The organism is Pleomorphochaeta caudata, assembly GCF_055395745.1.
On sequence record NZ_AP042458.1, the window covers coordinates 540,470 to 565,568 of the forward strand.

19 protein-coding genes are annotated in these 25,099 nt (G+C 28.4%); 9 read left to right on the forward strand and 10 right to left on the reverse strand.

Going from position 1 to position 25,099, the window contains the following annotated elements; all coding sequences use genetic code 11:
• From metH to ACZ5RS_RS02530, 7 genes are all read right to left on the reverse strand, one after another.
• A complete protein-coding gene (gene metH / locus ACZ5RS_RS02500; RefSeq protein ID WP_464637302.1) occupies nt 1-3,576 on the reverse strand; it encodes a methionine synthase in 3,576 nt (1,191 codons plus the stop codon).
• A gap of 122 nt (nt 3,577-3,698) precedes the next feature.
• On the reverse strand, nt 3,699-4,397 hold the full coding sequence (locus ACZ5RS_RS02505; RefSeq protein WP_464637303.1) for a YaaA family protein: 699 nt from the start codon (nt 4,395-4,397) through the stop codon (nt 3,699-3,701).
• 84 nt (nt 4,398-4,481) lie between these two features.
• On the reverse strand, nt 4,482-5,750 hold the full coding sequence (locus ACZ5RS_RS02510; RefSeq protein ID WP_464637304.1) for a TolC family protein: 1,269 nt from the start codon (nt 5,748-5,750) through the stop codon (nt 4,482-4,484).
• A gap of 3 nt (nt 5,751-5,753) precedes the next feature.
• Nucleotides 5,754-7,061 carry an ABC transporter permease gene (locus ACZ5RS_RS02515; RefSeq protein WP_464637305.1) on the reverse strand — a complete coding sequence of 436 codons (1,308 nt, stop codon included), beginning with the start codon at nt 7,059-7,061 and terminating at the stop codon, nt 5,754-5,756.
• Nucleotides 7,062-7,072: 11 nt separating this feature from the next.
• Complete coding sequence (locus tag ACZ5RS_RS02520) at nt 7,073-8,488, reverse strand: ABC transporter permease (RefSeq protein ID WP_464637306.1); 1,416 nt, start codon at nt 8,486-8,488, stop codon at nt 7,073-7,075.
• Nucleotides 8,478-9,179, reverse strand: a complete 702-nt coding sequence (locus ACZ5RS_RS02525) for an ABC transporter ATP-binding protein (RefSeq protein ID WP_464637307.1) — start codon at nt 9,177-9,179, stop codon at nt 8,478-8,480. Before ACZ5RS_RS02525 ends, ACZ5RS_RS02520 begins: the two co-directional genes overlap by 11 nt.
• 9 nt (nt 9,180-9,188) lie before the next feature.
• The gene (locus ACZ5RS_RS02530) at nt 9,189-10,481 is read right to left on the reverse strand and encodes an efflux RND transporter periplasmic adaptor subunit (protein WP_464637308.1); all 1,293 of its coding nucleotides are present in this window, start codon (nt 10,479-10,481) and stop codon (nt 9,189-9,191) included.
• A gap of 150 nt (nt 10,482-10,631) precedes the next feature.
• Here ACZ5RS_RS02530 and ACZ5RS_RS02535 point away from each other — a divergent pair, with 150 nt between their 5' ends.
• The 5 genes from ACZ5RS_RS02535 (at nt 10,632) to ACZ5RS_RS02555 (ending at nt 16,527) form a co-directional block, all read left to right on the forward strand.
• The gene (locus ACZ5RS_RS02535; RefSeq protein ID WP_464637309.1) at nt 10,632-12,377 is read left to right on the forward strand and encodes a sensor histidine kinase; all 1,746 of its coding nucleotides are present in this window, start codon (nt 10,632-10,634) and stop codon (nt 12,375-12,377) included.
• On the forward strand, nt 12,374-13,069 hold the full coding sequence (locus ACZ5RS_RS02540) for a response regulator transcription factor (protein ID WP_464637310.1): 696 nt from the start codon (nt 12,374-12,376) through the stop codon (nt 13,067-13,069). Before ACZ5RS_RS02535 ends, ACZ5RS_RS02540 begins: the two co-directional genes overlap by 4 nt.
• Nucleotides 13,070-13,145: 76 nt before the next feature.
• Nucleotides 13,146-14,612, forward strand: a complete 1,467-nt coding sequence (gene putP / locus ACZ5RS_RS02545; protein ID WP_464637311.1) for a sodium/proline symporter PutP — start codon at nt 13,146-13,148, stop codon at nt 14,610-14,612.
• 66 nt (nt 14,613-14,678) lie between these two features.
• Nucleotides 14,679-15,878, forward strand: a complete 1,200-nt coding sequence (locus ACZ5RS_RS02550; RefSeq protein ID WP_464637312.1) for an FAD-dependent oxidoreductase — start codon at nt 14,679-14,681, stop codon at nt 15,876-15,878.
• A complete protein-coding gene (locus tag ACZ5RS_RS02555) occupies nt 15,862-16,527 on the forward strand; it encodes a succinate dehydrogenase/fumarate reductase iron-sulfur subunit (RefSeq protein WP_464637313.1) in 666 nt (221 codons plus the stop codon). Before ACZ5RS_RS02550 ends, ACZ5RS_RS02555 begins: the two co-directional genes overlap by 17 nt.
• Nucleotides 16,528-16,591: 64 nt before the next feature.
• Here ACZ5RS_RS02555 and ACZ5RS_RS02560 read toward each other — a convergent pair whose 3' ends face one another.
• The 3 genes from ACZ5RS_RS02560 to ACZ5RS_RS02570 all read right to left on the reverse strand — a co-directional run bounded on the left by ACZ5RS_RS02560 (nt 16,592) and on the right by ACZ5RS_RS02570 (nt 19,540).
• Nucleotides 16,592-18,481, reverse strand: coding sequence for a DUF2207 domain-containing protein (locus ACZ5RS_RS02560; RefSeq protein WP_464637314.1), 1,890 nt, complete (start codon nt 18,479-18,481; stop codon nt 16,592-16,594).
• Nucleotides 18,482-18,491: 10 nt separating this feature from the next.
• Entirely contained in the window at nt 18,492-18,962 is a 471-nt protein-coding gene (locus ACZ5RS_RS02565; RefSeq protein ID WP_464637315.1) for a LemA family protein, read from the reverse strand.
• 98 nt (nt 18,963-19,060) lie between these two features.
• The gene (locus ACZ5RS_RS02570) at nt 19,061-19,540 is read right to left on the reverse strand and encodes a nucleoside deaminase (protein ID WP_464637316.1); all 480 of its coding nucleotides are present in this window, start codon (nt 19,538-19,540) and stop codon (nt 19,061-19,063) included.
• Between the two features lie 264 nt (nt 19,541-19,804).
• Here ACZ5RS_RS02570 and ACZ5RS_RS02575 point away from each other — a divergent pair, with 264 nt between their 5' ends.
• The 4 genes from ACZ5RS_RS02575 (at nt 19,805) to ACZ5RS_RS02590 (ending at nt 25,024) form a co-directional block, all read left to right on the forward strand.
• A complete protein-coding gene (locus ACZ5RS_RS02575) occupies nt 19,805-22,813 on the forward strand; it encodes a glycoside hydrolase family 2 TIM barrel-domain containing protein (RefSeq protein WP_464637317.1) in 3,009 nt (1,002 codons plus the stop codon).
• 113 nt (nt 22,814-22,926) lie between these two features.
• Entirely contained in the window at nt 22,927-23,889 is a 963-nt protein-coding gene (locus ACZ5RS_RS02580) for an NAD-dependent epimerase/dehydratase family protein (RefSeq protein WP_464637318.1), read from the forward strand.
• 124 nt (nt 23,890-24,013) lie between these two features.
• A complete protein-coding gene (locus ACZ5RS_RS02585; RefSeq protein WP_464637319.1) occupies nt 24,014-24,580 on the forward strand; it encodes a hypothetical protein in 567 nt (188 codons plus the stop codon).
• A gap of 126 nt (nt 24,581-24,706) precedes the next feature.
• Nucleotides 24,707-25,024 carry a thioredoxin family protein gene (locus ACZ5RS_RS02590; RefSeq protein ID WP_464637320.1) on the forward strand — a complete coding sequence of 106 codons (318 nt, stop codon included), beginning with the start codon at nt 24,707-24,709 and terminating at the stop codon, nt 25,022-25,024.
• The last annotated feature ends 75 nt before the right edge of the window (nt 25,025-25,099 follow it).

Sequence of the window (25,099 nt, forward strand, 5' to 3'; positions counted from 1 at the left end):
CTATCTCTCTTTTATTCCTAGTTTTAATAAAGAATCTTTTGAAATATTTAATTTATTACTAATTATTTCAATTTGCTTATTACTAATCTCACCAACATTAAAATATTTTAAATCATTTCCTTCAAATACTAATGCGGCAATACTTGCCTCAGGTAACATCATATAATTATCACTTAATTTAACTGAGGTGTTTTTCTCGCCATCTAATAAATCAAAAATTACTTTTTTATGATAGTGATTTGGACAAGAAGGATATCCAGGAGCAGGTCTTAATAAATTTTTAGACCATACCTTTTCTAAAATATCTCCAACATACTGAGATAAAGCTTCCGCTAATCTAGCTGCAATAAGATTTATCATCAAATATTCACCTTCATCAAAAAGTGCTTTAGATTCTTTTATTTTTAATCCTGCACTTACAATATACATCCCTATATAATCATTCTCATTACAGAAATCAGCTAAAGAATAAGAGAGATTCTCTCTTTCTTGTCTTGCAAAAACAAACTCAGAATTCTCACTTACTTTTACACTTAGACCGTCACTTTCACAAGGAAAAATTCCATAAACACCAACTAAAGAATCTTTTAAAGTTTTTATAACAATATCTCTATGAATAAAGTTTTTTGCATCATTGATTAAATTATTATATTCTTCACTTTTTATTGGAATTCCATAACTAAATGCAAACATTTTCCAATTAATCATTTCAATCAATTTATCTATATCTATATTATCCAATTTTTGAATACCAATATTACTTGGTTTATTTGAAATAGATTGTTTAATAAATCGATTTTTAAAGGCTGTTTCATAAGAAATAGTAGGATTAGTTTTAATACCTTTTAAATTATTTCTTACTCTTTTTTCAATTTCTTTATATTTATCAGAAAAATCATTTATATAAGGCTCTTTTTTTCTAATTATATTTAATGCTATTGTTGATAATTCTGAAGCATTTGAAGAATGAAAAACTCTATAATCATACAAAGGTGAGAGTTTTAAGGCTGTATGTTCCTCACTTGTTGTAGCGCCTCCTACCATTATAGGAGTATTCAATCTTTTTTCTTTTGCTAGTTTGCAGACTTTCTCCATTTCTTCTAGTGATGGAGTTATTAAACCAGAAAGACATATTAACTTTGCCTTATTTTCTATTGCTGTTTCAATTATCATTTCTGGAGGGACCATAACACCTAAATCAATTACATTTAAACCATTACATCTTAATACTAAAATACAAATATTTTTACCAATATCATGAACATCTCCCTTTACTGTTGCAAATACAACAGTATCGAGATTTACCCCATCATCTTCCTCTTGATTATTTTGTTTCCAATCTTCAATAGCTGGTTGCAATATGGCAACTGCATCTTTCATTATTCTAGCACTTTTAACTACTTGAGGTAAAAATAATTGGCCCTTAGAAAATTGCTCTCCTACTATTTGCATAGCATCCATTAATGGCCCTTCAACTATAGAAACAGGAGATTCATTTTCTTTTAATTGATCTAATAAAATTGTTAAATCTTCTTTTAAAGTATTTTTATTACTACTAATTATTGCATCAATTACTCTATCTTTTGGATTTAAAACTTCTATCTTATTTTCATTAGAATTTCTCTTATTTATTGTATTTTTTGCACTCAATTCTTTTGTAGCAAACTCTATTAATTTTTCTCTATTTTCTATAGATGGTTCAAAAAGAGCTTTCTCAATTACTTCTCTTAATTGTTCATCAATTTGATTAATATCTAAGTTTATACTTGGGTTTATGATTGCTAAATCAAGGCCTGCTTTTGCAGCATAGTGTAAAAAAACTACATGAATTGCTTTTCTTAAGCTATTATTTCCTCTAAAAGCAAAGGAAAGGTTACTTACACCCCCACAAACTCTTGCGCCTTTTAAATTTTGTTTTATCCAACGAGTCGCTTCAACAAAAGCTTGAGCATAATAATCACTTTCTTCAATTCCAGTTGCAACTGTTAAAATATTGGGATCAAAGATTATTGAATTTCTATTAATTCCATTTTGTATTAAAATTTCATAACTTCTTTTTGCAATTTCAATTTTTCTTTCATAAGTAGTTGCTTGTCCTTTTTCATCAAACAGCATTACTATTATTGCATGTCCAAAGCTATTAATTTTTTTCGCTTTTTCAACAAATTTTTCTTCACCTTCTTTTAAACTTATTGAATTTACAATACATCTTCCTTGTAATTCTCCAAAAGAGCTTTCTATTGTTTTCCAATTAGAGGAATCAATCATATAAGGTTTTCTTGAAACTATTGGTTCACTATTTAAATATCTAAGAAAAGTCTTCATTGCAAAAGGAGAATCTATCATAGAAGAATCCATACAAACGTCAATAACATCAGCTTTTCCTCTAGCTTGTGAAATTGCTATTTGAGTTGCTTCTTCCCAATTATTATTTTCAATAAGAGTTGCAAATTTTTTTGAACCGGCAACATTACATCTTTCTCCAACTAAAATGAGCTTTTCTTTTTCTTCAAATTTATCAATCCCAGCTAATTCAAAAATATCTTTTTTATCAATTGGCAATTCTCTAGGCAAACAAATTTTATTACCAAATTCATCCTCTTGATTAATAACATCGTAGAGGGCTTTTATGTGTTCTGTTTTTGTACCACAACAGCCACCAATAATATTTATTTTTCTTTTCTTCAATAATGGGAAAAGTAACTGAGCCATTTCTTTTGGGCTTTGGCTATAACTACCATCAGCTAAAGGAAGTCCTGCATTAGGATGAGAAGAAACATAGAAAGGTGAAATTTCTGATAATTTTTCAATCAAAGGGAGCATCTCTTTTGCACCCATAGAACAATTTATACCAATAGAAAATAAAGAATAATATGAAAGAGTTGTACAAAAGGCTTCAATGCTTTGTCCTGATAAAGTATGTCCACTTATATCACTAAAAGTTACACTTACCATTATAGGTACTTCTTTTTGACTTTCTAATTGTGCTATCCTGATTCCTTCCAGAGCAGCTTTAGCTACTAAAGTATCAAAAACAGTTTCTATCAATAAAAGATCACATCCAGAATTAATTAAAGCTAAAGCTTGTTCTTTATAAGCTAATACAAAGTCTTCAAAACTTTCTTCTCTTTTTGTTACATCATCACTATCGGTAGAAAATGATAACATTCTACCTGTTGGGCCAATGCTTCCTGCTATAAAAACAAATCTATTTTCTTCTTTTTCAGCTAAGTCTACAGAACTTTTTGCAATCTCAACAGCACTTTGATTTAGATCAAGTACATAATCTTCTAAATTATATTCTTTTAAAGTAATTCTATTTGCATTGAACGTATTAGTAGTAATAATATCAGCACCACTTTTAATAAAATCATTATGAATATCGAAGATTACATCAGGCCTATTAATATTTAATAGTTCACCAAAGTTTAAGAACTCTTTATTTTGCTCATCAAGATAGGAAGTGGTAAAATCATTACTTGTTAGATTTTTAGATTGAATAAGAGTTCCCATTGCACCATCTAGCAAGAGAATTCTTTCTTTAACTATCTTTTTTAAATACTCACACCTATCCATAAATGTCCCTAAACCTTAAAAAATAAAATTTCCTTATTCTAACATAATTCATTTATATAAACAATAATTCAAGTCATTATAACAAATTATTTAAAAGCCTTATGTATTATAAACAATTAATATCATAAAAAATCTTTTTGGAAAATTAGTTCATTTGGAAAAGAGTCTTTTAAAAAATAATTATTCCAACTAAATTTTTTTAATACATCAAATGAACTACTCTCTTCAATTGCCAAATATCTTACAAATTGACCTCGTGCAATTTTAGTATGGGTACTATAACTCTTTATTTGTCCTTTAACATTTTGTAAAAAACTAATAGTAAGTAAATTTTCTTGGTTCAAATTTTTTGAATATTCTTTAGAACATAAATTAATAACTCTTTCATTAATTTGAGCATCTAAATCTTGCTTATAATAATTATAATTAAAAAAAGATAACTTTGTATGATAGTCTAATCTGTAATTACTTATCAAATCAGTTGGCTTTAATATTCCATATAGAGCATCAATTATATATAAATTGTCTAATAAGAATTTAACTTGATTATCCTCTAAAGTATCTACACCAATATTTTTATATTGTAATCCAGAGTAAAAAAACAATGCAGGATAAGATTCTAAATTGAATTGTTTATAATCTTCAAATACTTGTTTTGCAATATTCTCATTACATTTAAATGCTGTAATTATTTTTTTTATTGATAACTTTTTTATTTTATTAGCTAAGTAATCAGCTTTTGCTTGATATATAGGAATTGTGGGTTCAAAATTATAAGGAATTTTTTGTTTCTGTTTTGAAGGACTAATTAATATTTTCATGAATATATTTTACACATATTATTAAATATTATCTACAAAAAAAACCTACCTCAAATTTTACTAAGAGGTAGATTAAGAAGGTTTCTATAAATAATTTATTAACTTTAATTGGTCCACATATAACGTAGCATATGCTTTTATTAAACTTAATTGTAAATTATTTGCATTTAATTCTAGAGTCTCATAATCCAAGCTCTCATATTCACCAAGGTCTAATAGTGCCTTAGCTTCATTCATAACTAGATTATTTTGCTCTATCTGCATTTCAATATCACTGATACTTTGTTTATCACTAGCTACAGTATTCTGTAATAATTCGATTGAACTAGTTACCTTTGAAATTGTTTGTGCAGATTCTATTTTTGATAAATCTATTTGATTTAACAAATCCTCTTTTTCATCACCATTGTAATCAGCTGCACTTGTTTTAAAGGATACTCCTGCTGAAACAGTGCCGTCTAACTTAACTTTTGTATTAATACTAAAGGTTGGACTATATAATTTTAATGTATCATATGAATCCTCTAATAATGCTGTACTATTAAGAGCAGCAACTACATCTTTATCACTTAAAGGAGAGAAAGATTTACCATCTAATACAGTTTCTAAATCTGAATTTAAATCTACTAATTGATTTAAATCAGCTTGAACTAACTCGATACTTGAATAATCACTAACACCAATTAATTGGTAAAGAGTGACTTTAGTTGAATATACTGCTAACTCTAAATCTTTTATTTTATTTTTTGATTCCGTATAACTCATTAAAGAATCTTGAAGGTCAATCAATGTAGTTTCTTGATAATCATATAATTCTTTTTGTTGTTCATACTCTTTTTGATCATGTGTAACTTGAGCTTCTTGTTGATTTAAATCTTCAATTGCTAATAAGTAGTTTATATAAGCTTGAGCTATATCAACTTTTAAAGACTCTTCAACTTCATTTAAATTTACACTTGCATTCTCTAAATTAATTTCATTTGGAACTGTTGAGTCACTAGAGGCTAAAGGATTATAAGTTAAGCCAACACTTCCATCTAAATTTGTATCAACACTAGCGGATAAAGTTAATTGATCAATTAATGGAATTGAAACATCTAATGAAGATACAAAAGTCGTTGAACTAGATGAATATGAAACACTTGAATCTGAACTAATACTTGAATCTAATATTGCTGGTGATTGTTCTAAATCATCTTGAGAATTTTTTAAATCATTTTTTGCATTCAAATAATCAATATTATTTTGCAATGAGATATTTACTAAATTACTAATTTCTTCATCCACACTTGTTGCATATAATGCTGTAAATGGAATCATTAAAACTAATAATACACTTATATATTTTTTCATAAATTATACTTCCTTTAATCCTTCTGCTATATTGTCTTTTACTACTGGAATTACAGGAATAACTCCAAAAAATCCACCAAATATTAATATTAAAACGACACTCTTTAATAAAGCGATGAAACTAAATCCAACATTAAAATTAATTTCATTTGATAAATCTCCAAATAAAGGAGAAATTATTTCTATAATTGTTGGGAATGAGAAATAAGCTATTACTGAACCAATAACAACGCCTAAGAAACTCATTGCGATTGACCAACTCCAGAATTCTTTAATTATCTTATTTTTGGTAGCTCCTAATGATCTTTCAATACAAATTTTTCTTCGTCTACTTAAGGCTTCAACTAACATAATACTAAATACACCAAGTGTACTTACAAGCATCAATACAAGACCTAATATATTAACTGAAACAGTAAATACTTGAACCGTTTGTCTTAAATCATTCATGTATGTTGATTCCCCATCTAAAGAGCCTTCCCAAACTGCAAGATCAATATCTTCACCATAGTTTTGGTAAATTACTTGACTAATAGCTTGCTCAGTTTCATCAAATGAAGAATTATTACTCTTTACAACTAAAATACCTGACATCATTTGCTTTGCCATTTCAGTATTCATATCACTAGAAAGCATAGATGTATAAGGAACAACTAAGTCACTAATTCCATAAACTTTTCTTGATATTTCTGAAGGATCTTCATAGACACCAGCGATTTTATATTGTGTTACAACTACTTGATCTCTATTTGCCATACCACGCCCCATCATCATTCCAGGAGGTTGTATCCATTTCCCTACTGCATTCTCTGCAGAGCCAAAGACTAATATAGCAGTCTCTTCACTTATCCAAACTTTTCTTGAACCTAATTCGACATCTTCACTAGTCATTGACTCCCCAGCTATTATTTGTAAATTATAAATGTCAAAATAAGATTCTTCAGTTGCTATTGAGCTTCTCAAATCATAGGAGGTACCATTATATGTAAATTCATTAAACATAGATCTACTTACAATAGCTGAAGCATCAACAACATCTGTATCACTTTGTAAATAAGATTGAACTGAAGAATCCCATTCACTAGGTCTAGTCTGATCTAAAGATCCATCAGCCGCCCAAGTTGCATTTGCTACTTGAACAATTATCCCATTGGAATCTAATTGGTTTTCAACTTGGTCTTGAATTATATCTGTGACATTAAAAGATAATACTAAAATGAAAGCACCCATAGATACAGCAACTAAAGTTAAAACCATCTTAAATGGAGCATCAGAGAATTGTCTCATTAACATAACTAAAAATTTTTTCATAACTTATTCTCCTATCTTACTCTCATTGCATCCGCAGGTTTTATCCTGTCAAATCTTCTAATTGGAATTAATGTAAAAGCAAAAATTATTGCTGCTGAAACTAAAGCGCTAACAAAAATAGTCCAGTTTGTACTTATTTCAAGATTCAAAGCACTTTGCATCTGATTATTTATTGGAAGAGCAATTAATACCCCTAAAATGGTTCCTATTGCTATAATACATATAGCTTCTATTGAAAATAGTTCATTGATTTTTCTTCTAGTTGCTCCTAAAGCCATTAATATACCAACATGTTTTTTCATTCTTAGAGTTCTACTTAATAATATATGAGCAATATTTACTGAAGAGATAAACAATCCTGAAATTGCTAATATTAAGAGCAAAATACTGATTCCAGTATTTCTACTTACGGTTTGTTCAGCTTCAACTCTAGGGTTACTGATAATTACTTGACCTTCTCCATATTCACTCTCAAACCATTGATTTAACATAGTTGATACACTTTCCAATTCACTAGTATCAGAGACGGAGAATCTTAATTGAGAGTTCATGAACATCTTTCTAAGTCCACCTGTTGATCCTTCAATTGAATCAGTATTATATGGGGAAAAATATTCATAATCATAATCAGTATTTGTATCTTCTAATATTCCAACAATAGTTTGATAACCTTGCATTGCTAACAATCTTTTACCAATTAAAGATGATAACTGACTATCATCATCAACTAAGGTTCTTGCAAAATCACTTCCTAAAATTACTAATGAATTAGTATTAGAATAATCCGCAGAAGAAAATAAGGATCCATATTCTGTTTTCAAATCCCAAGCATCAAAGAATTGAGATGTTACTTCATAACCAGAGACTTCATCTTCATCACTTAAAACAATTGAATCATCTTCTAAAAGCGTTGATATATCTTCATCAAAAATTTGATTTGTACCCATATCTTCAGGAGGAGCCCCCATATCAGAAGTTGCTCCATCACTTGATACATCACTACTAACTGCATCAGTTGTAGTATCTGATGTAGTATCACTCGTAGGTGGTGTAAAATTGGCCCTTTGAGTTTGGAAATCTTCATTTATCATCCTAAGACGAGATTGATTCATTATATAGGAATAACTAATAGAGGGGATCATTTCTGCAGCTGTTAAATCTGATGAGGTTAAAACAGCTGTTTGATTTAATAATTTTTCCTCAACTGGAACTTCCATAGTTTCTTTTTCTTCTCTAGTTGAAACAACTATTTCTTTATAAGAAGGAGAATTTAATAATGTATTATTTTGATTTACAACATTAACAAATAAAGTTCCACCAGCGGCAAAAGCCCCAACACCTAAAGCGACACTTATAATTAACAATCCAGATTCTGTAAGACGATTTATAAATCGCCTAAAAATGATCTTATAAGGTTCACTTAGCATATAATTCTCCACCTGTTACTTTGTTTAAATTTTCTACGATATGCCCATCTCTAACATTAATAATTCTATTTGCTCTTTTACCTTGATTTGGGTTATGCGTAACCATTACAACAGTTACTCCAGTTTTATTTACTTTTTCAAGAATCTTCATAACTTCATCGCCCTTATCAGTTGGTAAATTACCAGTAGGTTCGTCAGCTAAAATCAAATCAGGTTCATTAGAAAGAGCTCTAGCTATTGCAACTCTTTGTTGTTCACCACCACTCATCATTGTTGGTAAGTGGTTCAAACGATGAGATAGCCCTACTTCATCTAAAAGATATGCTGCTCTATCTTTTCTTTGTTTCAATGGAACAGAAGCATATTGCATTGGAAGCATTACATTTTCTAAAGCACTTAATTCTGGAAATAAGTTGAAACTTTGGAAAATAAAACCAAAATGCTTATTTCTAATTCTTGCTTGTTCCTTGTCTTCAAGGGTTGTAATATCATAACCTTCTAATTTATAAACACCAGATGATGCTGTATCTAAAATCCCTAGAATATGCATCAAGGTTGATTTTCCTGATCCTGAAGGTCCCATAATTGCGATATATTCGCCTCTATCTATATTTATTGAAACATTATCTAAAGCTGCTACTTTTGTTTCATCTAAATCATATACTTTTGAAATATTTTCTAAACTAATCATAATTTTCCTCTACTTTAATTGAATTACATCTTCTGAAATAAAACCTTGATAAGAAGATGTTATAACTTGATCTCCGACCTTAAGTCCGCTAACAATTTCTACTGTGTTAGATTGGATATCACCATAAACGACTTGAGTTTTATAAGCTTTGTCCCCATCGACAACATAAACATATTTTTGGTTACCTGTTGTTAAATAAGAACCTCTAGGAAGTTGTAATACATTTTCTTCAACACCTAAAACAATACTTGCAACAGCAGATGCGCCTGGGTTTAAAGTAGTTTGTGTATCGGGTTTTACTCTAATGGTTATTGTTGCAGATAATCCGTCTGAATCCATTGAAGCGACTTTACCAATACTTACAATTGTTGCATTCATTGTTTCTGTACCAATAGTTAGTTCTAATGAATCACCAACCTCTAATAAGGAAGCATATTGTTCATAAATATCTAAATCTACATATACTTTGGATCTATCAGCTACAGTAAATAGGGATTGAGAAGTTGATAAATAATTACCTTGAATCATTAAATCTTCATTTATGGATAAAACTTCTCCTGCCATTGGACTTGTAATATTTAATGCCTCAATTTCTTTTTGTAATTGGCTAATATTTAATTCTATTTTTTCAATACTAGCTTTTTGTTTTTCAATATTTATTTCTTGAATATTTTTTTGATAAGCTAATTCTGCTTGTTTATCAGAAAGCGATTGATTTAATGTTTCTAAAGAAGAAACAGCATTATCATATGAGGTTAAATAACTATTTTTTATTTCTGATAATTTTTCATATTTTTCTTTTTCTTCAGTTGCACTAGCAATTTGATCTTGTAATCTGCTAATTTCTGTTTCCAAAGTATTTAGTGTATATTCATTTGCAGCAAGCTCTGACTCTAATTCAATATTTGCTTGTTTTAATTCCAAAGTGTAACTTTCCATTTCTTCGTCATATTCTGGAACACTAAACTTTACTAATACATCATCACTAGTAATTGAATCACCTTCACTAACATATAAGGAATCAACATAGCCTTCTTGTGTATTTACTATTGTTACTTGATTTGGAAGTACAACAGTACCACTTGCTTCAGTGGTTGATACTAAGTCTCCTGCAACAACACTTGAAGTTGTATAATTAGAAACTGTGACTAAATCAGATGAAACGGATTGGTTTAAGTACCAATAAATTCCACCAGCTAATACAACTAATAATAAAAATACTATTAGAACTCTTCTTTTCTTTTTTTTTGATGAATGTGGTTTAACTTTATCAACATTAATTATTTTATCTTCTGAACTCATAAGAATTCCTCCTACACTTGAGCTAAGAATATGAAATAATTAAATTCTTATGGTTAAAAATATGTAAACGCTTTGTAAACTATGTAAAATCTAAATATCAAATTAAAATTTATTCTATGATAAATTATTGTTGTAAGTTATGATTAGGATATGGAATTAACAAAAAGAAAAACAAATATTATTATTTTTATAGCTTCAATAATCTTTATTTCTATTTTAGGAATCTTTAGTTTCTATGAATATAATTGGTTTAATAATTTAGCTTCAAAAGAATATTACAAAGCATATAACTCTATTATCTCAAACATCAATAGAACGGCAAATCGTGAGTTTGACAGAATAACGATGTTCACGTCTTGGTTAAATAGATATAATAATTTTAACAATATAGATAATACCTCCTTAGAAGATTTTACTACAAAAATATATGATGAATTTACTAGCTCCCAATCTGAGCAAAACCTTTTAACTTCAATTGGATATATTGAAAAAACAGAGGATAAAACAACTGAGTATTTATATGATGGAAAAACTTGGACTAGTAGTGATTTTGTAGATTCAACTTTACCTCAAAATAATTCAAATGAAGAGATAAGTACAAATTTAAATAATGAAACTTTATCTATTACCATATATATTAATAGTAATAAGTATTTTATTTTAAACTTTGATTTAGACAAATTCACAAATAATTATTTAGCTCCAGCAATTGAAGAATATAATGATGAAATACAAATTGAAAAAATTAGTTTATCTAATAAGACTTCTATTGATAATATAAATTATAAAGCATATACAGATACACTAAATTATAAATTTAGCCCAATAAAAACTTTATTTTATGGCCCTGAATTAACAAATAAAGATATATATGTACCATTAATTACTAATCAGATTTTTACTCAAAATCCACATAGTATTCCTTTCTTTGATGATAAATCAAATAAATTTTCACCACCTCCTGAAATGAAAGACGAAGCTAATACTTTAGACCAAAGTGAGATTTATGCTTATTTAAAAATTAATATAATGGGAAATAGTTTCTATAATTCATATATAGAAGAAACTTTAAGTTATATATTTTTAGGAGGAATTCTTTTAATAAGCTTAATAGGATTTATTTGTATTTTATTAATTTATCAATTAATTAGAATACAAAAACAACAAAATAAAGAAAGAGAATTTACAGCCTCTATTACCCATGAATTAAGAACACCATTGACAGTTATTCAATCTGCATCAGATAACTTAAGTGAAAATCTTATTCCTAGCCAAAAGATTCCATCCTATGGTAAATTAATTAAACAACAATCAATTCGTTTAAATTCAATGATTGAAAATCTATTAGTTTTTTCTAAGATAGAGAATAATAAAGCATACAAAAAAAATGAAAACTTGATTAATCTAAAACAATATATTGATAAACTACAATCCCAAGCAAATGCCTTAGCAAAAGAAAAAAATATCCCTATCTCTTGGGCAAATATTAACCTAGAGAGAGAAGTATATTTAGATATAAATCTTTTTGAATTAGTTCTTTCTAATTTAATAAGTAATAGTTTATTCCATGCATATAATAATATAGCTAAAGGTGAAATTAGAGTTTTTATACAATACTCAGATCAAAATGAAACTTTAAATTGCTCTATAGAAGATGATGGAATTGGAATTCCAACTAAAGAACAAAAATATATTTTCAATTCTTATTATAGAGGTGAAAATTCTAAAAACTCTCAAGAAAGAGGAAGCGGACTTGGATTGTTCATTGTAAAAAGAAATGTCTCTATTCTTGGCGGTAAAATTAAACTAGTATCCCCTTATAAAAGAATCAATGGAAAAATTAAAAATGGCTGTAAATTTGAAATAGTAATACCTTGTAAGGAAAACACTAAATGAAGAAAATACTTTTAATCGAAGATGAATTAGGCGTTCAAATTACTCTCGAAGATAGATTAATATCTGAAGGATATCAAGTTACGATAAAAGATAATGGCGTTGATGGAGAAAATGAAGCGAAAAAGAATATTTATGATTTAATTCTTTTAGATATAATGTTACCCCAAAGAGATGGTTTTTCTGTTTGCAAAAATTTAAGAAAAAATGATATTAATACTCCAATAATAATGTTAACAGCAAGAAATACTAATATTGATGTCATCTTAGGCCTTCAACAAGGTGCAGATGATTATGTTATGAAACCTTTTGATATGGGGGTTTTATTAGCAAGAATTGACTCTTGTATTAGAAGAACTGAGCTAATTACAGAAACACCTCCGCCTCAAAAACAAGGTGTTTATTATTTTGGCTCTTATAAACTTGATACAATAAAAGGCATTTTAGAAAAAAATGGAAATAAACAAATTGAACTTAATGCTCAAGAATTTAGATTATTAGAATATTTTGTTACCCATCCTAATCAATTACTTGATCGAAATAAAATTCTAGATGATGTTTGGGGATATGACTCTAATATTTATACAAGAACAGTTGATGTTCATATTGCAAAATTAAGATATCATTTAGAAGAATCTCAAAAACCAAATCATATTAGAACTATTAGAGGAATGGGATATAAGTTCATTCCTTAAGACAATAATATAATCTGCATAATAGTTGCATATTTATGCATAATCTTGTACTATAAAAAAATATTTAGGAGAGTATATGGCTACTATTGCAACTATTATTACATTTATTATTTATTTAATATTTTTACTTACAATCGGTTTTTTCTTCTACAAAAAGACTAATAATTTAGAAGATTATTTACTTGGTGGAAGATCAATGGGGGTTTGGGTTACTGCTTTATCTGCTCAAGCTAGTGATATGTCAGGTTGGCTACTTATGGGGCTTCCCGGCGCTGTTTTTTTATATGGAATTGGGCAAATTTGGATTGCAATAGGACTTTTTATAGGAACCGTTTTAAACTGGATTTTAGTAGCTCCTAGATTAAGAGTATATACAGAAACTACTAAATCCTTAACTCTTTCAAGTTTCTTTGAGAATAGATTTAAAGACCCAACTGGATTGTTAAGAATTATATCTGCAATAATTACTTTAATATTCTTTACAATTTATGCATCCTCCGGTATGGCTGGTGCTGGTAAATTATTTGAATCAATGTTTAACATTCCTTATAAAGTTGCTGTAATTAGTGGTTGTATTGTAATAGTATTATACACATTTTTAGGTGGTTTCTTAGCTGTTTGTTGGACAGACCTTTTCCAAGGTGCTCTTATGTTTATCTCAATTCTTATTGTACCAATCTTTGCTTTAACAAAAAATGGTGGTTTTGATGCAATTTCTGCAGCAGCAAGTGCTAAAAACATTTCAATGGCATCATTTGATTCTTCAACAGGGTTCGCAGGAGTTATTGCAATTATATCTACTATGGCTTGGGGCTTAGGTTATTTTGGTCAACCTCATATTCTAGCAAGATTTATGAGTATTAAAGATGTTAAGGAAATGTCTAGATCAACATTAATTGCATCAATTTGGGTAATAATATCTCTATGTGGTGCTGTATTAGTAGGCTTAATTGGAATATCTATTTATAAAGAAGCTCCTGGTGGAGATGCAGAAAAAGTGTTTATCTACATGATTAGTGATTTATTCAATCCTTGGGTTGGTGGAATATTACTTGCAGCTATTTTATCTGCAATTATGTCTACAATTGACTCTCAATTATTAGTATCATCCTCTGCACTAACTGAAGATTTTTATCAAAAAGTTATTAAACATGAGGCAAGTGAAAAAGAATTGATTTGGATTGGTAGATTATGTGTAATAATCATTTCTGTAATAGCTATGGTATTAGCATTAAATCCCAAAAGTAGCATTCTATCTCTTGTTTCTTATGCTTGGGGTGGTTTTGGAGCTGCTTTCGGACCAGTTGTACTTGTTGCACTATTCTCTAAGAAAACTACATGGAAATCAGCTCTATTGGGGATGATAACTGGAGCTGTTGTTTGTGTATTATGGAAACAAGTAGGACTAGGAAATGTTATGTATGAAATCGTACCTGGTTTTATACTAAACTTTATAGTAATTTTAATTGTTAATAAAATATCACCTCAAACAGATCCTATTATCTTAACTGAATTTTCACAAATGAAACAAAGTATAAAATAATATTTTTTATATGCCATTATTTAATGATATAATCTATATAAATCAATTTATAGGAGATGTTAAATAATGGCTAAAGACAATTATCATATCCTTATCATTGGTGGTGGTGGCACAGCCATTGCCACAATGTACGACTTATGTCTACGTGGATTCAAAGTTACCTTAGTTGAAAGAGGTGAACTAACTAGTGGAACAACAGGTAGACATCATGGGCAATTACACTGTGGAGCTCGCTATGCTATGGGAGATAAAGATATCGCTCAAGAATGCATGGAAGAAAGTAGAATACTTAGACACATCGCTCCTAATGCAATTGAATATAACATGGGAATGTTTGTTGCATTAAATGATGAGGATATGCAATATAAAGAAAAATTCATCGCAAGCTGTCTTGATGCGCAAATTCCTGCAAAAGAAATTCCAATATCCCTTGCTTTAGATTATGAAAAAGAATTAAATCCTAATATTAAAACTGCCGTATTAGTACCAGATGGTACAATTGATCCATATCGATTAGTAATTAGTTTTGCAGCAGGAGCAATGGAAACTAATAATGCTGATATTAGAGTATATTCAGAAGTTATTGGTTTTAATAAAAAGCATAATTTTATTGAATCAGTAAAAATAAAAAATCATTTAACAAATAAAACTGAAACTATAAAAGCTGATATATTCATTAATGCTACAGGTGCTTGGGCAAATCAAATTGCTGATATGGCTGATATAAATCTTGATGTAACCCCTTCTCCAGGGACTTTACTTGCTATGAAGAAAAGAATTTCTAACATGGTAATTAGTCGACTTCATAAAGCTGGTGATGGAGATATTCTAGTTCCTCAAAGACAATTAAGCATTATTGGAACCACACAATGGATTACTGATAATCCTGATATAGTAAAAGTACCAAAAGAAGATATTGAATTTCTTATGAAATCTGGCAAAGCGATGTTTCCAAATTTTGACAAACTTGAACATCATACTGCTTGGGTTGCCACAAGACCTCTTTATGGCAATTATTCAAACAATAAAAATGTTAGAGATCTCAGTAGAGATTTCATAGCAATAGATCATGGAAAGTTTGACAATGTTAATAACATGATAAGTATTGTGGGAGGAAAAGCTACAACCCTAAGAGCCATGGGAGAAACAGTTTCAAACATGGTATGTGAAAAATTTGGACAGTATATTGAATGTAATACTGATAAAAACGTATTGCCAAACCATAGACTTTTTTACAAAGGAGGTTTTCATGGAAAACAATACTAAACAATATAATATATCAATAAAACGAGATAATAAATTAACTGAATTTAAAATTGAATTAACCCCTAATTCTACAATACTTGATGCATTAGAACAAATTCGATTTAATATTGATTCTTCACTAACTTATAGACATTCCTGCCATCATGGTTCTTGTGGGACTTGTGCTTGTTTGATTAATGGAAAAGAAAAACTAGCTTGCATGACGTTCTTATCAGAATTTGAAAATAATAAAATTACAATAGAAGCTTTAAGTTCTTTTAAAATCATATCTGATTTAGTAGTAGATATCTCTCAAATGATATCCCAAATGCCAATCACGAACTATTTAAGAGATAGTGAAGTCTCAAAAGAGTCTATCAAACCTAATGGTATTTTCAGTTGGAAAAGATTTGAAAATTGCATCGAATGCGGATCTTGTTATAGTGCATGTCCTGTAGTTGATAATAATTTTATTGGACCTGCTGCACTTGCAGCTATAAACAATGAAATAAAAAAAGACAACCATTTCACAGATAAAGAATCCTTAAAAAATATAGCATATTCAAAAAATGGCGTAGAGAAATGTGAAGAGCATTATGCTTGCAGCAGAGTTTGTCCTACTAAAGTTTATCCCGGAAAACATATTAATGAATTAAGAAAAAATAAATAAAATTAAAAATATCCATCTGTTAATAAACTATTAACAAATGGATTATTTTTTTTAAAATATTTTTCTACCAAGCGCCACCGCCGCCGCCTCCAGCTCCGCCACCAACAGAGCCTGAGAAACCAGAGAATGAAGAGCCTGATGAAGAATGACTTGAATGAGCTTTTGCATACTCAGCTAAAGGAACATTCAAAGATTTATTCAAGCTATTAGAAATTGTATTAATTCTATGATATGAATAGAAACCATAAGTTGGTGCTATATACCAAGAAGGTTGTGCAATTTCAAAATTAGCAAATTTATGTTCCCAAGTTTTTGTCAAATCTAATACTTGAGCATAAGATAAATGTTTGAAATATAACTGAGGATTGTCTTCAATCATCTTTTCTATTTGATCTACTTCAACTAATTTCAAAAATGAAATATAACCTAATAATTGTTCTAAAACAGTCTGAGTGAAAACACTTCTTTTTTCCGTTAAACAGAATAGTAAAATTAAAGCTAACATTGAAATTGCTGATATAACTGATACAAATAAATTAACTTTAAAATCTACTAAATTAAGTAAATAAACATTAATAAAATTCATTAAACCATAAAGGACTGTTAATATAGCGGTTGCTAAAATTATAAAAAATCTTTTTGGCCACTTGAACAAAGCCCATTTAGAATTTATTGGAGCTAATAAAATAATTGCAAAAACAATATAGAAGAATGAACCAACTAAACCTAATGGCATGAAGATTGAGGATACTGAATAAGTAAATAGAAATGATAAACCAGCTGAAATAAAAGCAAATAATAGAATTAATACTCTCATTTTTGCAGCTTTAGAATCATTTAAAAGCCTTGAATCAAATTTTCTTTCTCCAGCTTTTTTAAGTTTATTTAAAGAAGTTCCTAAGTCTTCACTATCAATATTCTCTAAATTAACTTCATCTCCAATATTGGTCCCTCTAAAAATTGCTGTAAACAATTTATAGTCTAAATCATTTTTCTTATGTTGCTTTATTTCTAAAAAATCAACTTTTCTAATTAATACAATATTATCATCATCATATTGTTTTATATCAATATATCCTTGATCTGCCCAATATATAAAACTTGCTGAATAAGCTTTTGATGAAAAGAATCCATTCAAAAAATAATCTAAAGATAAGGGCGTAAAACCATTTGGAGCGTCAAACCTTGATTGTTCAATTAGTTTTTGATCTCTTCCATGTTTACTAAAAATTATAAAACCTAAAAGCATAAGAAGAATATTACCAATTGCTAAAACAAACTTCATTAAGTTTATAGTTTTTTTATAATCTCTAGCCCCAACAAAGTAACCATCTTCAAATTCACTTCTTAAAGTAGCGCCTTCTCTTGCATCTAAGTTTTTAATATTTCCACTAATACTCTTTAAATCACTAGATATAGTTATTAAAGAATTATTGACCTTATCTGTATTAGCACTACCTACTGTTAACCAGACTTTATCTTTATCTATTGGTTTTGGAAAATTAACCACAAATGAAGCATTATTTATTTCACAATCCCACATTGTACCAATTAAATTAAAATAAAATTCATCAAAATCAGCATATGTATCTACACCTATATCATAATCATAGGAAATTGAATAATTAACTTTTCCTAAAACTGTTTCATCAGGATCCCCAACTCTTATAGTTAATAATCCCCCAGATCTTTCAGTTCTATAGTCTCCACCTTTTACCCTTATATTTCTTATTTTAATATTATGATTGGGATAATTTTGATAAGGAATAACCCTATAAAAGCCATGTCTTGGAGTATCAAACTCAAAGACATAATCTTCTTTTACATTAAGCACATAATTTTCATTAACATTAACATTTATTTTATAATCGACAATTCTATAATTTGCAAATAAAGAAACAATAGAAACAAATAAAGAAACGATTAACAAAACTATTCTTTTATTAGTTTTCATGCAAACTCCATTAGAATTTTATATCAACCCTTTTCCTTTCTGTTTCTTCAACTTCTAAATAATTCATTTTCTTTTTATGCATCATATTTGCAACAATAGAAGAAGGGAATACTTCTACTAAATTATTAAATTCTCTAACTACAGCATTATAATATTTTCTAGCTTGTAATATCTGCTCTTCAATATTAGTCAATTGAGTTTGCAATTTTACAAAGCCTTCATTTGCTTTCAAATCTGGGTAACTTTCAGCTAAAGCGAAAACACTTTTTAGAGCACCTGCTAAAGTTTTATTTGCAGCTTCTTTCTCTTCGATTGAACTAGCGCCAATAGCCATATTTCTAGCTTCAATAACACTTGTTAATGTTTCTTTCTCATGTTTAGCATAACCTTTAACGATTTCAACCAAATTGGGTACTAAATCATATCTTTGTTTCAAATGAGCATCAATTTGAGCAAATGATGCTTCAATTCTATTATTCATTTTAATAATTTTATTATAAATAGAAATATAAACTATCAAAATAATTAAAACTATAGCCAAAATTACCCACAACACCATGATAAAACTCCTAATTTTTTTTAATTGTCAAATTTCCAAAAGTCAAAATGCGGTTCTCTAGCTTCTTCTTCAAGAACTGGACCTATTACCTTCACTTTTCTAGAACCACTTTCTAAAACTTCTCTACAAGAAATATTTAAAGAATTTTTATGCTCTGGATCACTTATTTCATAAAGCCATTGAGAACTAATTCCATAAATTATAGTTCCAATGTTTGACCAATAAATAGCTCCAGTACACATAGCACAAGGTTCTGCACTACAAACGATAACACAATTCTTTAGAAATTCCTTATTATATTTCTTTGTTGCCATCGAAATTAAGTTCATTTCAGCGTGAGATGTAACATCCATATCTTTATCAACAGTATTTTCAGCCTCAAGCAGAATCTTACCAGTCGAATCAACTAAAAGAGCACCAAAAGGATGATTATTATGCTCTCTTGATTTCCATGCTAATTTGATAGCCTCTCTCATAACTTGATTAATATCAAAATCCATAAAAAACCTCCTTATCATTTTGCTATTACTACACTTATATAATAACACACTTTTTCTATATGTGAGTAAATTAATAAAGAATTAACAATTAATGATAGTACAATATTTATTATTTTACTATACAAAAATATATTAAAGTATTTAAATTCCTAATATAATTGAAATTAAGTTTCAAATAATTAAGTATTTTTCACAATATAGTAATTAGTTATGATATTCTATTTTTAAGAAAAACTAATTTATTAGATTCAAAAAGGACTGACTATGTTCAATTTTAGCTATTTAGAAGACTTAACAAAATTTAATGAAGGAACGATTGCTTCTCATAGCAATTTATTTACATCTCATAAAATACATTCCTTAAATGGATTATGGGATATTAAATGCTTTAAAAACCCTCAAGAAGTTCCATCAAACTTATTATCAGGAGAGAAATTGTCTAATCCTGATCAAATTAAAGTTCCATCAAATTTACAAATCCAAGGCTTTGATATACCACAATACACAAACACCCAATATCCTTGGGATGCAAAAGAAAATATTAAACCACCTCAAGTACCTGAAATCGATAATCTTGTTGCTATTTATCAAAAAACTATAACTCTCAACAAGGAAGAAATAGAATCAAATATTATTCATTTAACTTTTGAAGGAGTTGAGACTTCCCTCGCCTTATTTATTAATGAACAATATGTAGGATATAAAGAAGACTCTTTTACTCCTTCATCATTTGAAATTAATAAATATCTTAAATCTGGAGAAAATTTAATAAGTTGCATTGTTACTCATTATTGCAGTGGAAGTTGGTTAGAAGACCAAGATTTTTGGAGATTAAGTGGAATTTTCAGACCAGTAAATCTAGAATTTCTTCCTAAAGTTTTCATCTCAGATGTATTTGTTAATCCAGAACTCTCATCTAACTTAGAAGATGGGAATTTAAAAATAAATTTAAAATTAAATAAAAAATCTAATAGCAAATTATCAATCTTTTTAAGTAATGCAGAAATTAAATCTGACAAAATTAATTTAGAAGACTTTTCTATTAATAAAATAAAAAAAGGGAACTTAATTATTGAGAAAGAAATAGATAATGAAGAACAAATAAGCCTTAATTACAATATGGGAAAAATTAAGTTATATAATCATGAAACACCATATCTATATACATTATTTTTTGTATTAGAAGAGAAAAATAATATATATGAATGTGCTCTTGAATTTGGCTATAGAAAAATTGAAGTAATAAAAAATGTAATCTATTTGAATAATAAAAGATTAGTTTTCCATGGTGTAAACAGACACGAATTTAATAGAGATAAAGCAAAAGCTATAGATTTTTCGGACATAAAAAAAGATTTATTAATAATGAAAGAAAATAATATAGATTCAATTAGAACCTCTCACTACCCTAATCAAAACATATTTTATTCTCTCTGTAATAGAATGGGATTTTATGTTATAGACGAAGTAAATATAGAATCACATGGTACAACAATCAATGCATATGGGGTAAAAGATTATACTATTGCAGTTCCTTATAATAGAAAAGAATGGAATGAGTGTACAATCGATAGAGCAAACAATATGGCTCAACGTGATAAAAACCATCCAAGCATTATTATGTTTTCCTGTGGTAACGAAAGTAGTGATGGTACCAATTTACTTGATGTCAGTAAATTACTAAAAAAATTCGGTAATAGAATAATACATTATGAAAATGTATCTTACGATTCTGAATATGAAGCTATTAGTGATGTTGAATCTCAAATGTATACGAAACCTAAAGATATTGAAAAGTTTCTAATTGAACATCCTAAAAAACCTTTCATGCTTTGTGAATATTCACATGCTATGGGAAATTCTTGTGGGAACTTAAAAGAATATACAGATTTAGCAAGAAAATATGAAAATTACCATGGTGGATTTATTTGGGATTTTATAGATCAAAGTCTTAGTTTTAATAGTAAAGAATTAGTTTATGGGGGGTTAAAAGGAAAATTTCCAACCGATGCCGATTTTTGTTGCAATGGAATAATATCCTCAAAATATGAAGAAAGCTTTAAATTAAAAGAGATAAAAAAACTTTACTCTCCTATAGTTTTTGAAAACAATATTGATTCAATTACTATTATAAACGAATACTGTTTTACCTCTTTAGACAAATTTACATTTAAAGCTGAAATAATATTAGATGGGAAGTATATAAAAGATAAAAGCCTAGAAGACTTTATTGAAACTGATAATATAACTACAATTGATAACAATTCTTTTAAATTAAATCTTCTACCAGGAGATATGATTAATTTAAAGATTAAAGAATTATCTTATAAAGATATTATTATTAATTTATTTGTATATGATGAAAAACAAAATCTAATAAATGATAACAGTTTCACAAATTTGAAGCAAAGAGATCTAAATCCATATTTTACCAAAATCTCCGATTCTAAAAAACTAATTTGGGGAAAGGACAATGTAGGCTGTAACACGGATATAGGACAGTTTTTAATAAAATATTTAAGCACAAAAGCGAACGGAATTTTATTAAATCAAATAAACATTCTAGAAAAACCAATAAGTCTAGAATTTTGGAGAGCTCCAAACAGTAATGATTTAGCAAATAATAATTCTTTCAAATGGGCAGTAAATAAATTACGTTCACTCTATCAAAAGTTAGTCAAAGTTGATATGGAAGAAAAAAAAGCAATCTTTGAAGTCTTATGCTATGACCAAAACTTTGAAATAACTTACTCTTTTGAAAACACAGGTAAGATGCAAATAAATGTGAAAAAATTAACAAAAGATTCAAGTGACATGCCATGTTTTGGCCTCAGTTTTGCACTTAATAGCCAATATAACAAAATAAGATATTTTGGTAATACCAAAGGAGAAGCTTATATTGATAGAAAAGAATCTTCATTAATAGGATTCAAAGAAGAATCTATTGATGATCAATATGTAAAATATGTAAATCCTCAAGAATGTGGAAATAAAACTGATTTAAGATATATAGAACTTTTAGATAAAGACAATCATGGATTAAGAATTACTACTTCTACGATTTTTGAAGCTTCTTTCTTACCTTATTCTTCACACGAACTAGAAGAAGCAAAACATTTTGAAGATTTAAAACAACATAATTTTAATTCAATTAGAATCTTACATGGCCAAAGTGGTATTGCTGGAGATGATACTTGGGGTGCCCCAATACACGAACAATATCTATATCATGGTATAGAAGACTCTTGGTCCATTAGTTTTGAAATAGTTTAATAATTTAATTTACCATATAAGCAACATTTTACTTCACTAAATCTCCACTCAATTAATTATTTTTCAACTTGATTTATAAATTAAATAGAAAAAAATTAGAGTGGAGGTGGCTTATGGAATATACATATTTAGTTACAGGTTCTGATGGCCATTTAGGAAGTTGGGTTGTTAGAAAGTTATTAAAAAAAGGCAAAAAAGTAAGAGGTCTTAGATTACCAAATTCAAATTATAAAACACCTATAATCGAAGAAGTCTTTTATGGTGATGTCACAAAAATTGAAACCTTAGAAGATTTCTTTACTGTTGAAAACGCTAAAGTTATTCATACTGCAGGAATTATCAATGTTTCAAATAAGATGACTGAGTCTTTGTACAATGTTAATGTTAACGGATCTATAAATATTCTTACCATGTGTAAGAAAAAAAACTTTCCTTTAATCTATGTTAGTTCTGTTCACGCCTTTGTAGATAGTTATAAAAACATTGATGAATCCTCAATCATTGATCCTGATAAAGTTGTTGGACCTTATGCAAAAACTAAAGCAATTACAACTAAAATTATGGAACAAGAAAGAAAAAACTTACCAATCAATATAATATTCCCAACTGGAATTCTTGGCCCTAAAGATTTTGGCAATAACCATCTTAATTCTGTAATAAAAGACTGTTTGCATAATAAACTTTTTAGTTATATAGATGGCGGCTATGATATGGTTGATGTAAGAGATGTTGCAACCTTTATTGCTAACTTAGCGATAAGTGATATAGAAAATGAAAATTTCATTCTATCCAACTCTTTTGTAAAAGTTAAAGATTTTATTGAATTAATTTTTAAAGATTTAAACATTAAGAAAAAGCTTGTTAAATTACCTACAGAGTTAGCAAAATTCTTGGCACCTTTGTCAGAACTATATTATAAAATGTTAAAAAAACCTGCACTTTTTTCTTCCTATTCAATTTATACACTGAATAATAGCCCAAACTTTTCTCATAAAAAAGCTACAAAATACCTCTCCTACCACCCTAGAATAATTGAAAAATCAATTAAAGCAGTAATTAAAGATTTGAAAAATTAGACTTTTGGGACATTATTACTATTGACATATGTGATTTTGTAAACTATTTTTAAGTTGTGCTTATTTGAAAATATTATATGTGCTTATATGAATATTTAACAATAATAGTAATAAGGAGAAAAACATGAAAAAAGTAATTCTATTATCTATTTTTTTGCTCTCAATTTCAGCAAGTCTTTTTGCAGCAACTATTACTAATGGTGTTGTAACCTTACCAACTGATCCATCTGGAAGTGAAAATTCTTCATTTTATGTTGAAGCTAAGGCTAGTGAACTAGCTCAAGGGTTATTATTGAAATACGGTGACAATGATGCAACTGCCGATTTAGTAACTGATACAATTAGAAAATCTGAGACTGAGGCTTGGGATGTTTTTGGTTCTGTAACAACAAAAAACTTCTATTTCTTTGGAACTGGTAGAGCTTCTTCTACAAAGTCTGTTAATGTAACAGCTTCAGCTACTTCATTTGCTAATGGTCAATTTGATACAGGTGTTGTACCAACTATCACAGGTTACGATACAGTTAATGGTTGGGATATAACAATTGCAGCAGCTAACCCTGTTGGACTGGGACAATATACCGGAACATCTTTTGCAGTTGCTTGGAACGGAACAAATTCCCCCAATTTAGCAACTACACCTGCTGGTACTTATACTTCTGAAATCACCTTAACAGTAACAAATAATTAATATATAAATACACCCTTTATATTAATTTAAAAACCATTGCTATGAAATTATATTTCTTAAACTGCAATGGTTTTTTTATGAGACTTTATCACTGAAAAAATTTTTAGATTTTATTAATATATAAATATGAAAGAATTAACAAACGAAACCTTTAATACATTTATAAATAAAAATGAAAATTTGATTCTAGTCGATTTTTGGGCCCCTTGGTGTGGTCCTTGCACGATTCAGAAAGAAATACTTGAAGCTTTAGAAAGAGATAACAAATCTAACACTTTATTTACTAGTGTTAATGTCGATTACGAAAGAGATATAGTTGATCAATTTAAAATATATTCAATTCCAGGAATATATTTATTTAAAAATGGAGAAATTTTATACAAATCTGAAGGCAAAATTAAAAATGAATCAGTGCTTAAAGATCTTATAAAAGACTATTCATAAGTTTATTTTCCTAAATAATACACTATTAAACTAATTTATCTAAAACTCAAAATATTGATTAAAATTTGATGTAAA

Excerpts from the sequence above, each read along its gene's own strand:
- ACZ5RS_RS02520 (WP_464637306.1), bottom strand. The coding sequence starts at position 8,488 with ATGCTAAGTGAACCTTATAAGATCATTTTTAGGCGATTTATAAATCGT.
- ACZ5RS_RS02510 (WP_464637304.1), bottom strand. The coding sequence starts at position 5,750 with ATGAAAAAATATATAAGTGTATTATTAGTTTTAATGATTCCATTTACA.
- metH (WP_464637302.1), bottom strand. The coding sequence starts at position 3,576 with ATGGATAGGTGTGAGTATTTAAAAAAGATAGTTAAAGAAAGAATTCTC.
- putP (WP_464637311.1), top strand. The coding sequence starts at position 13,146 with ATGGCTACTATTGCAACTATTATTACATTTATTATTTATTTAATATTT.
- ACZ5RS_RS02535 (WP_464637309.1), top strand. The coding sequence starts at position 10,632 with ATGGAATTAACAAAAAGAAAAACAAATATTATTATTTTTATAGCTTCA.
- ACZ5RS_RS02525 (WP_464637307.1), bottom strand. The coding sequence starts at position 9,179 with ATGATTAGTTTAGAAAATATTTCAAAAGTATATGATTTAGATGAAACA.
- ACZ5RS_RS02540 (WP_464637310.1), top strand. The coding sequence starts at position 12,374 with ATGAAGAAAATACTTTTAATCGAAGATGAATTAGGCGTTCAAATTACT.
- ACZ5RS_RS02505 (WP_464637303.1), bottom strand. The coding sequence starts at position 4,397 with ATGAAAATATTAATTAGTCCTTCAAAACAGAAACAAAAAATTCCTTAT.
- ACZ5RS_RS02550 (WP_464637312.1), top strand. The coding sequence starts at position 14,679 with ATGGCTAAAGACAATTATCATATCCTTATCATTGGTGGTGGTGGCACA.
- ACZ5RS_RS02515 (WP_464637305.1), bottom strand. The coding sequence starts at position 7,061 with ATGAAAAAATTTTTAGTTATGTTAATGAGACAATTCTCTGATGCTCCA.
- ACZ5RS_RS02560 (WP_464637314.1), bottom strand. The coding sequence starts at position 18,481 with ATGAAAACTAATAAAAGAATAGTTTTGTTAATCGTTTCTTTATTTGTT.
- ACZ5RS_RS02565 (WP_464637315.1), bottom strand. The coding sequence starts at position 18,962 with ATGAATAATAGAATTGAAGCATCATTTGCTCAAATTGATGCTCATTTG.
- ACZ5RS_RS02570 (WP_464637316.1), bottom strand. The coding sequence starts at position 19,540 with ATGGATTTTGATATTAATCAAGTTATGAGAGAGGCTATCAAATTAGCA.
- ACZ5RS_RS02530 (WP_464637308.1), bottom strand. The coding sequence starts at position 10,481 with ATGAGTTCAGAAGATAAAATAATTAATGTTGATAAAGTTAAACCACAT.
- ACZ5RS_RS02580 (WP_464637318.1), top strand. The coding sequence starts at position 22,927 with ATGGAATATACATATTTAGTTACAGGTTCTGATGGCCATTTAGGAAGT.
- ACZ5RS_RS02555 (WP_464637313.1), top strand. The coding sequence starts at position 15,862 with ATGGAAAACAATACTAAACAATATAATATATCAATAAAACGAGATAAT.
- ACZ5RS_RS02575 (WP_464637317.1), top strand. The coding sequence starts at position 19,805 with ATGTTCAATTTTAGCTATTTAGAAGACTTAACAAAATTTAATGAAGGA.
- ACZ5RS_RS02585 (WP_464637319.1), top strand. The coding sequence starts at position 24,014 with ATGAAAAAAGTAATTCTATTATCTATTTTTTTGCTCTCAATTTCAGCA.
- ACZ5RS_RS02590 (WP_464637320.1), top strand. The coding sequence starts at position 24,707 with ATGAAAGAATTAACAAACGAAACCTTTAATACATTTATAAATAAAAAT.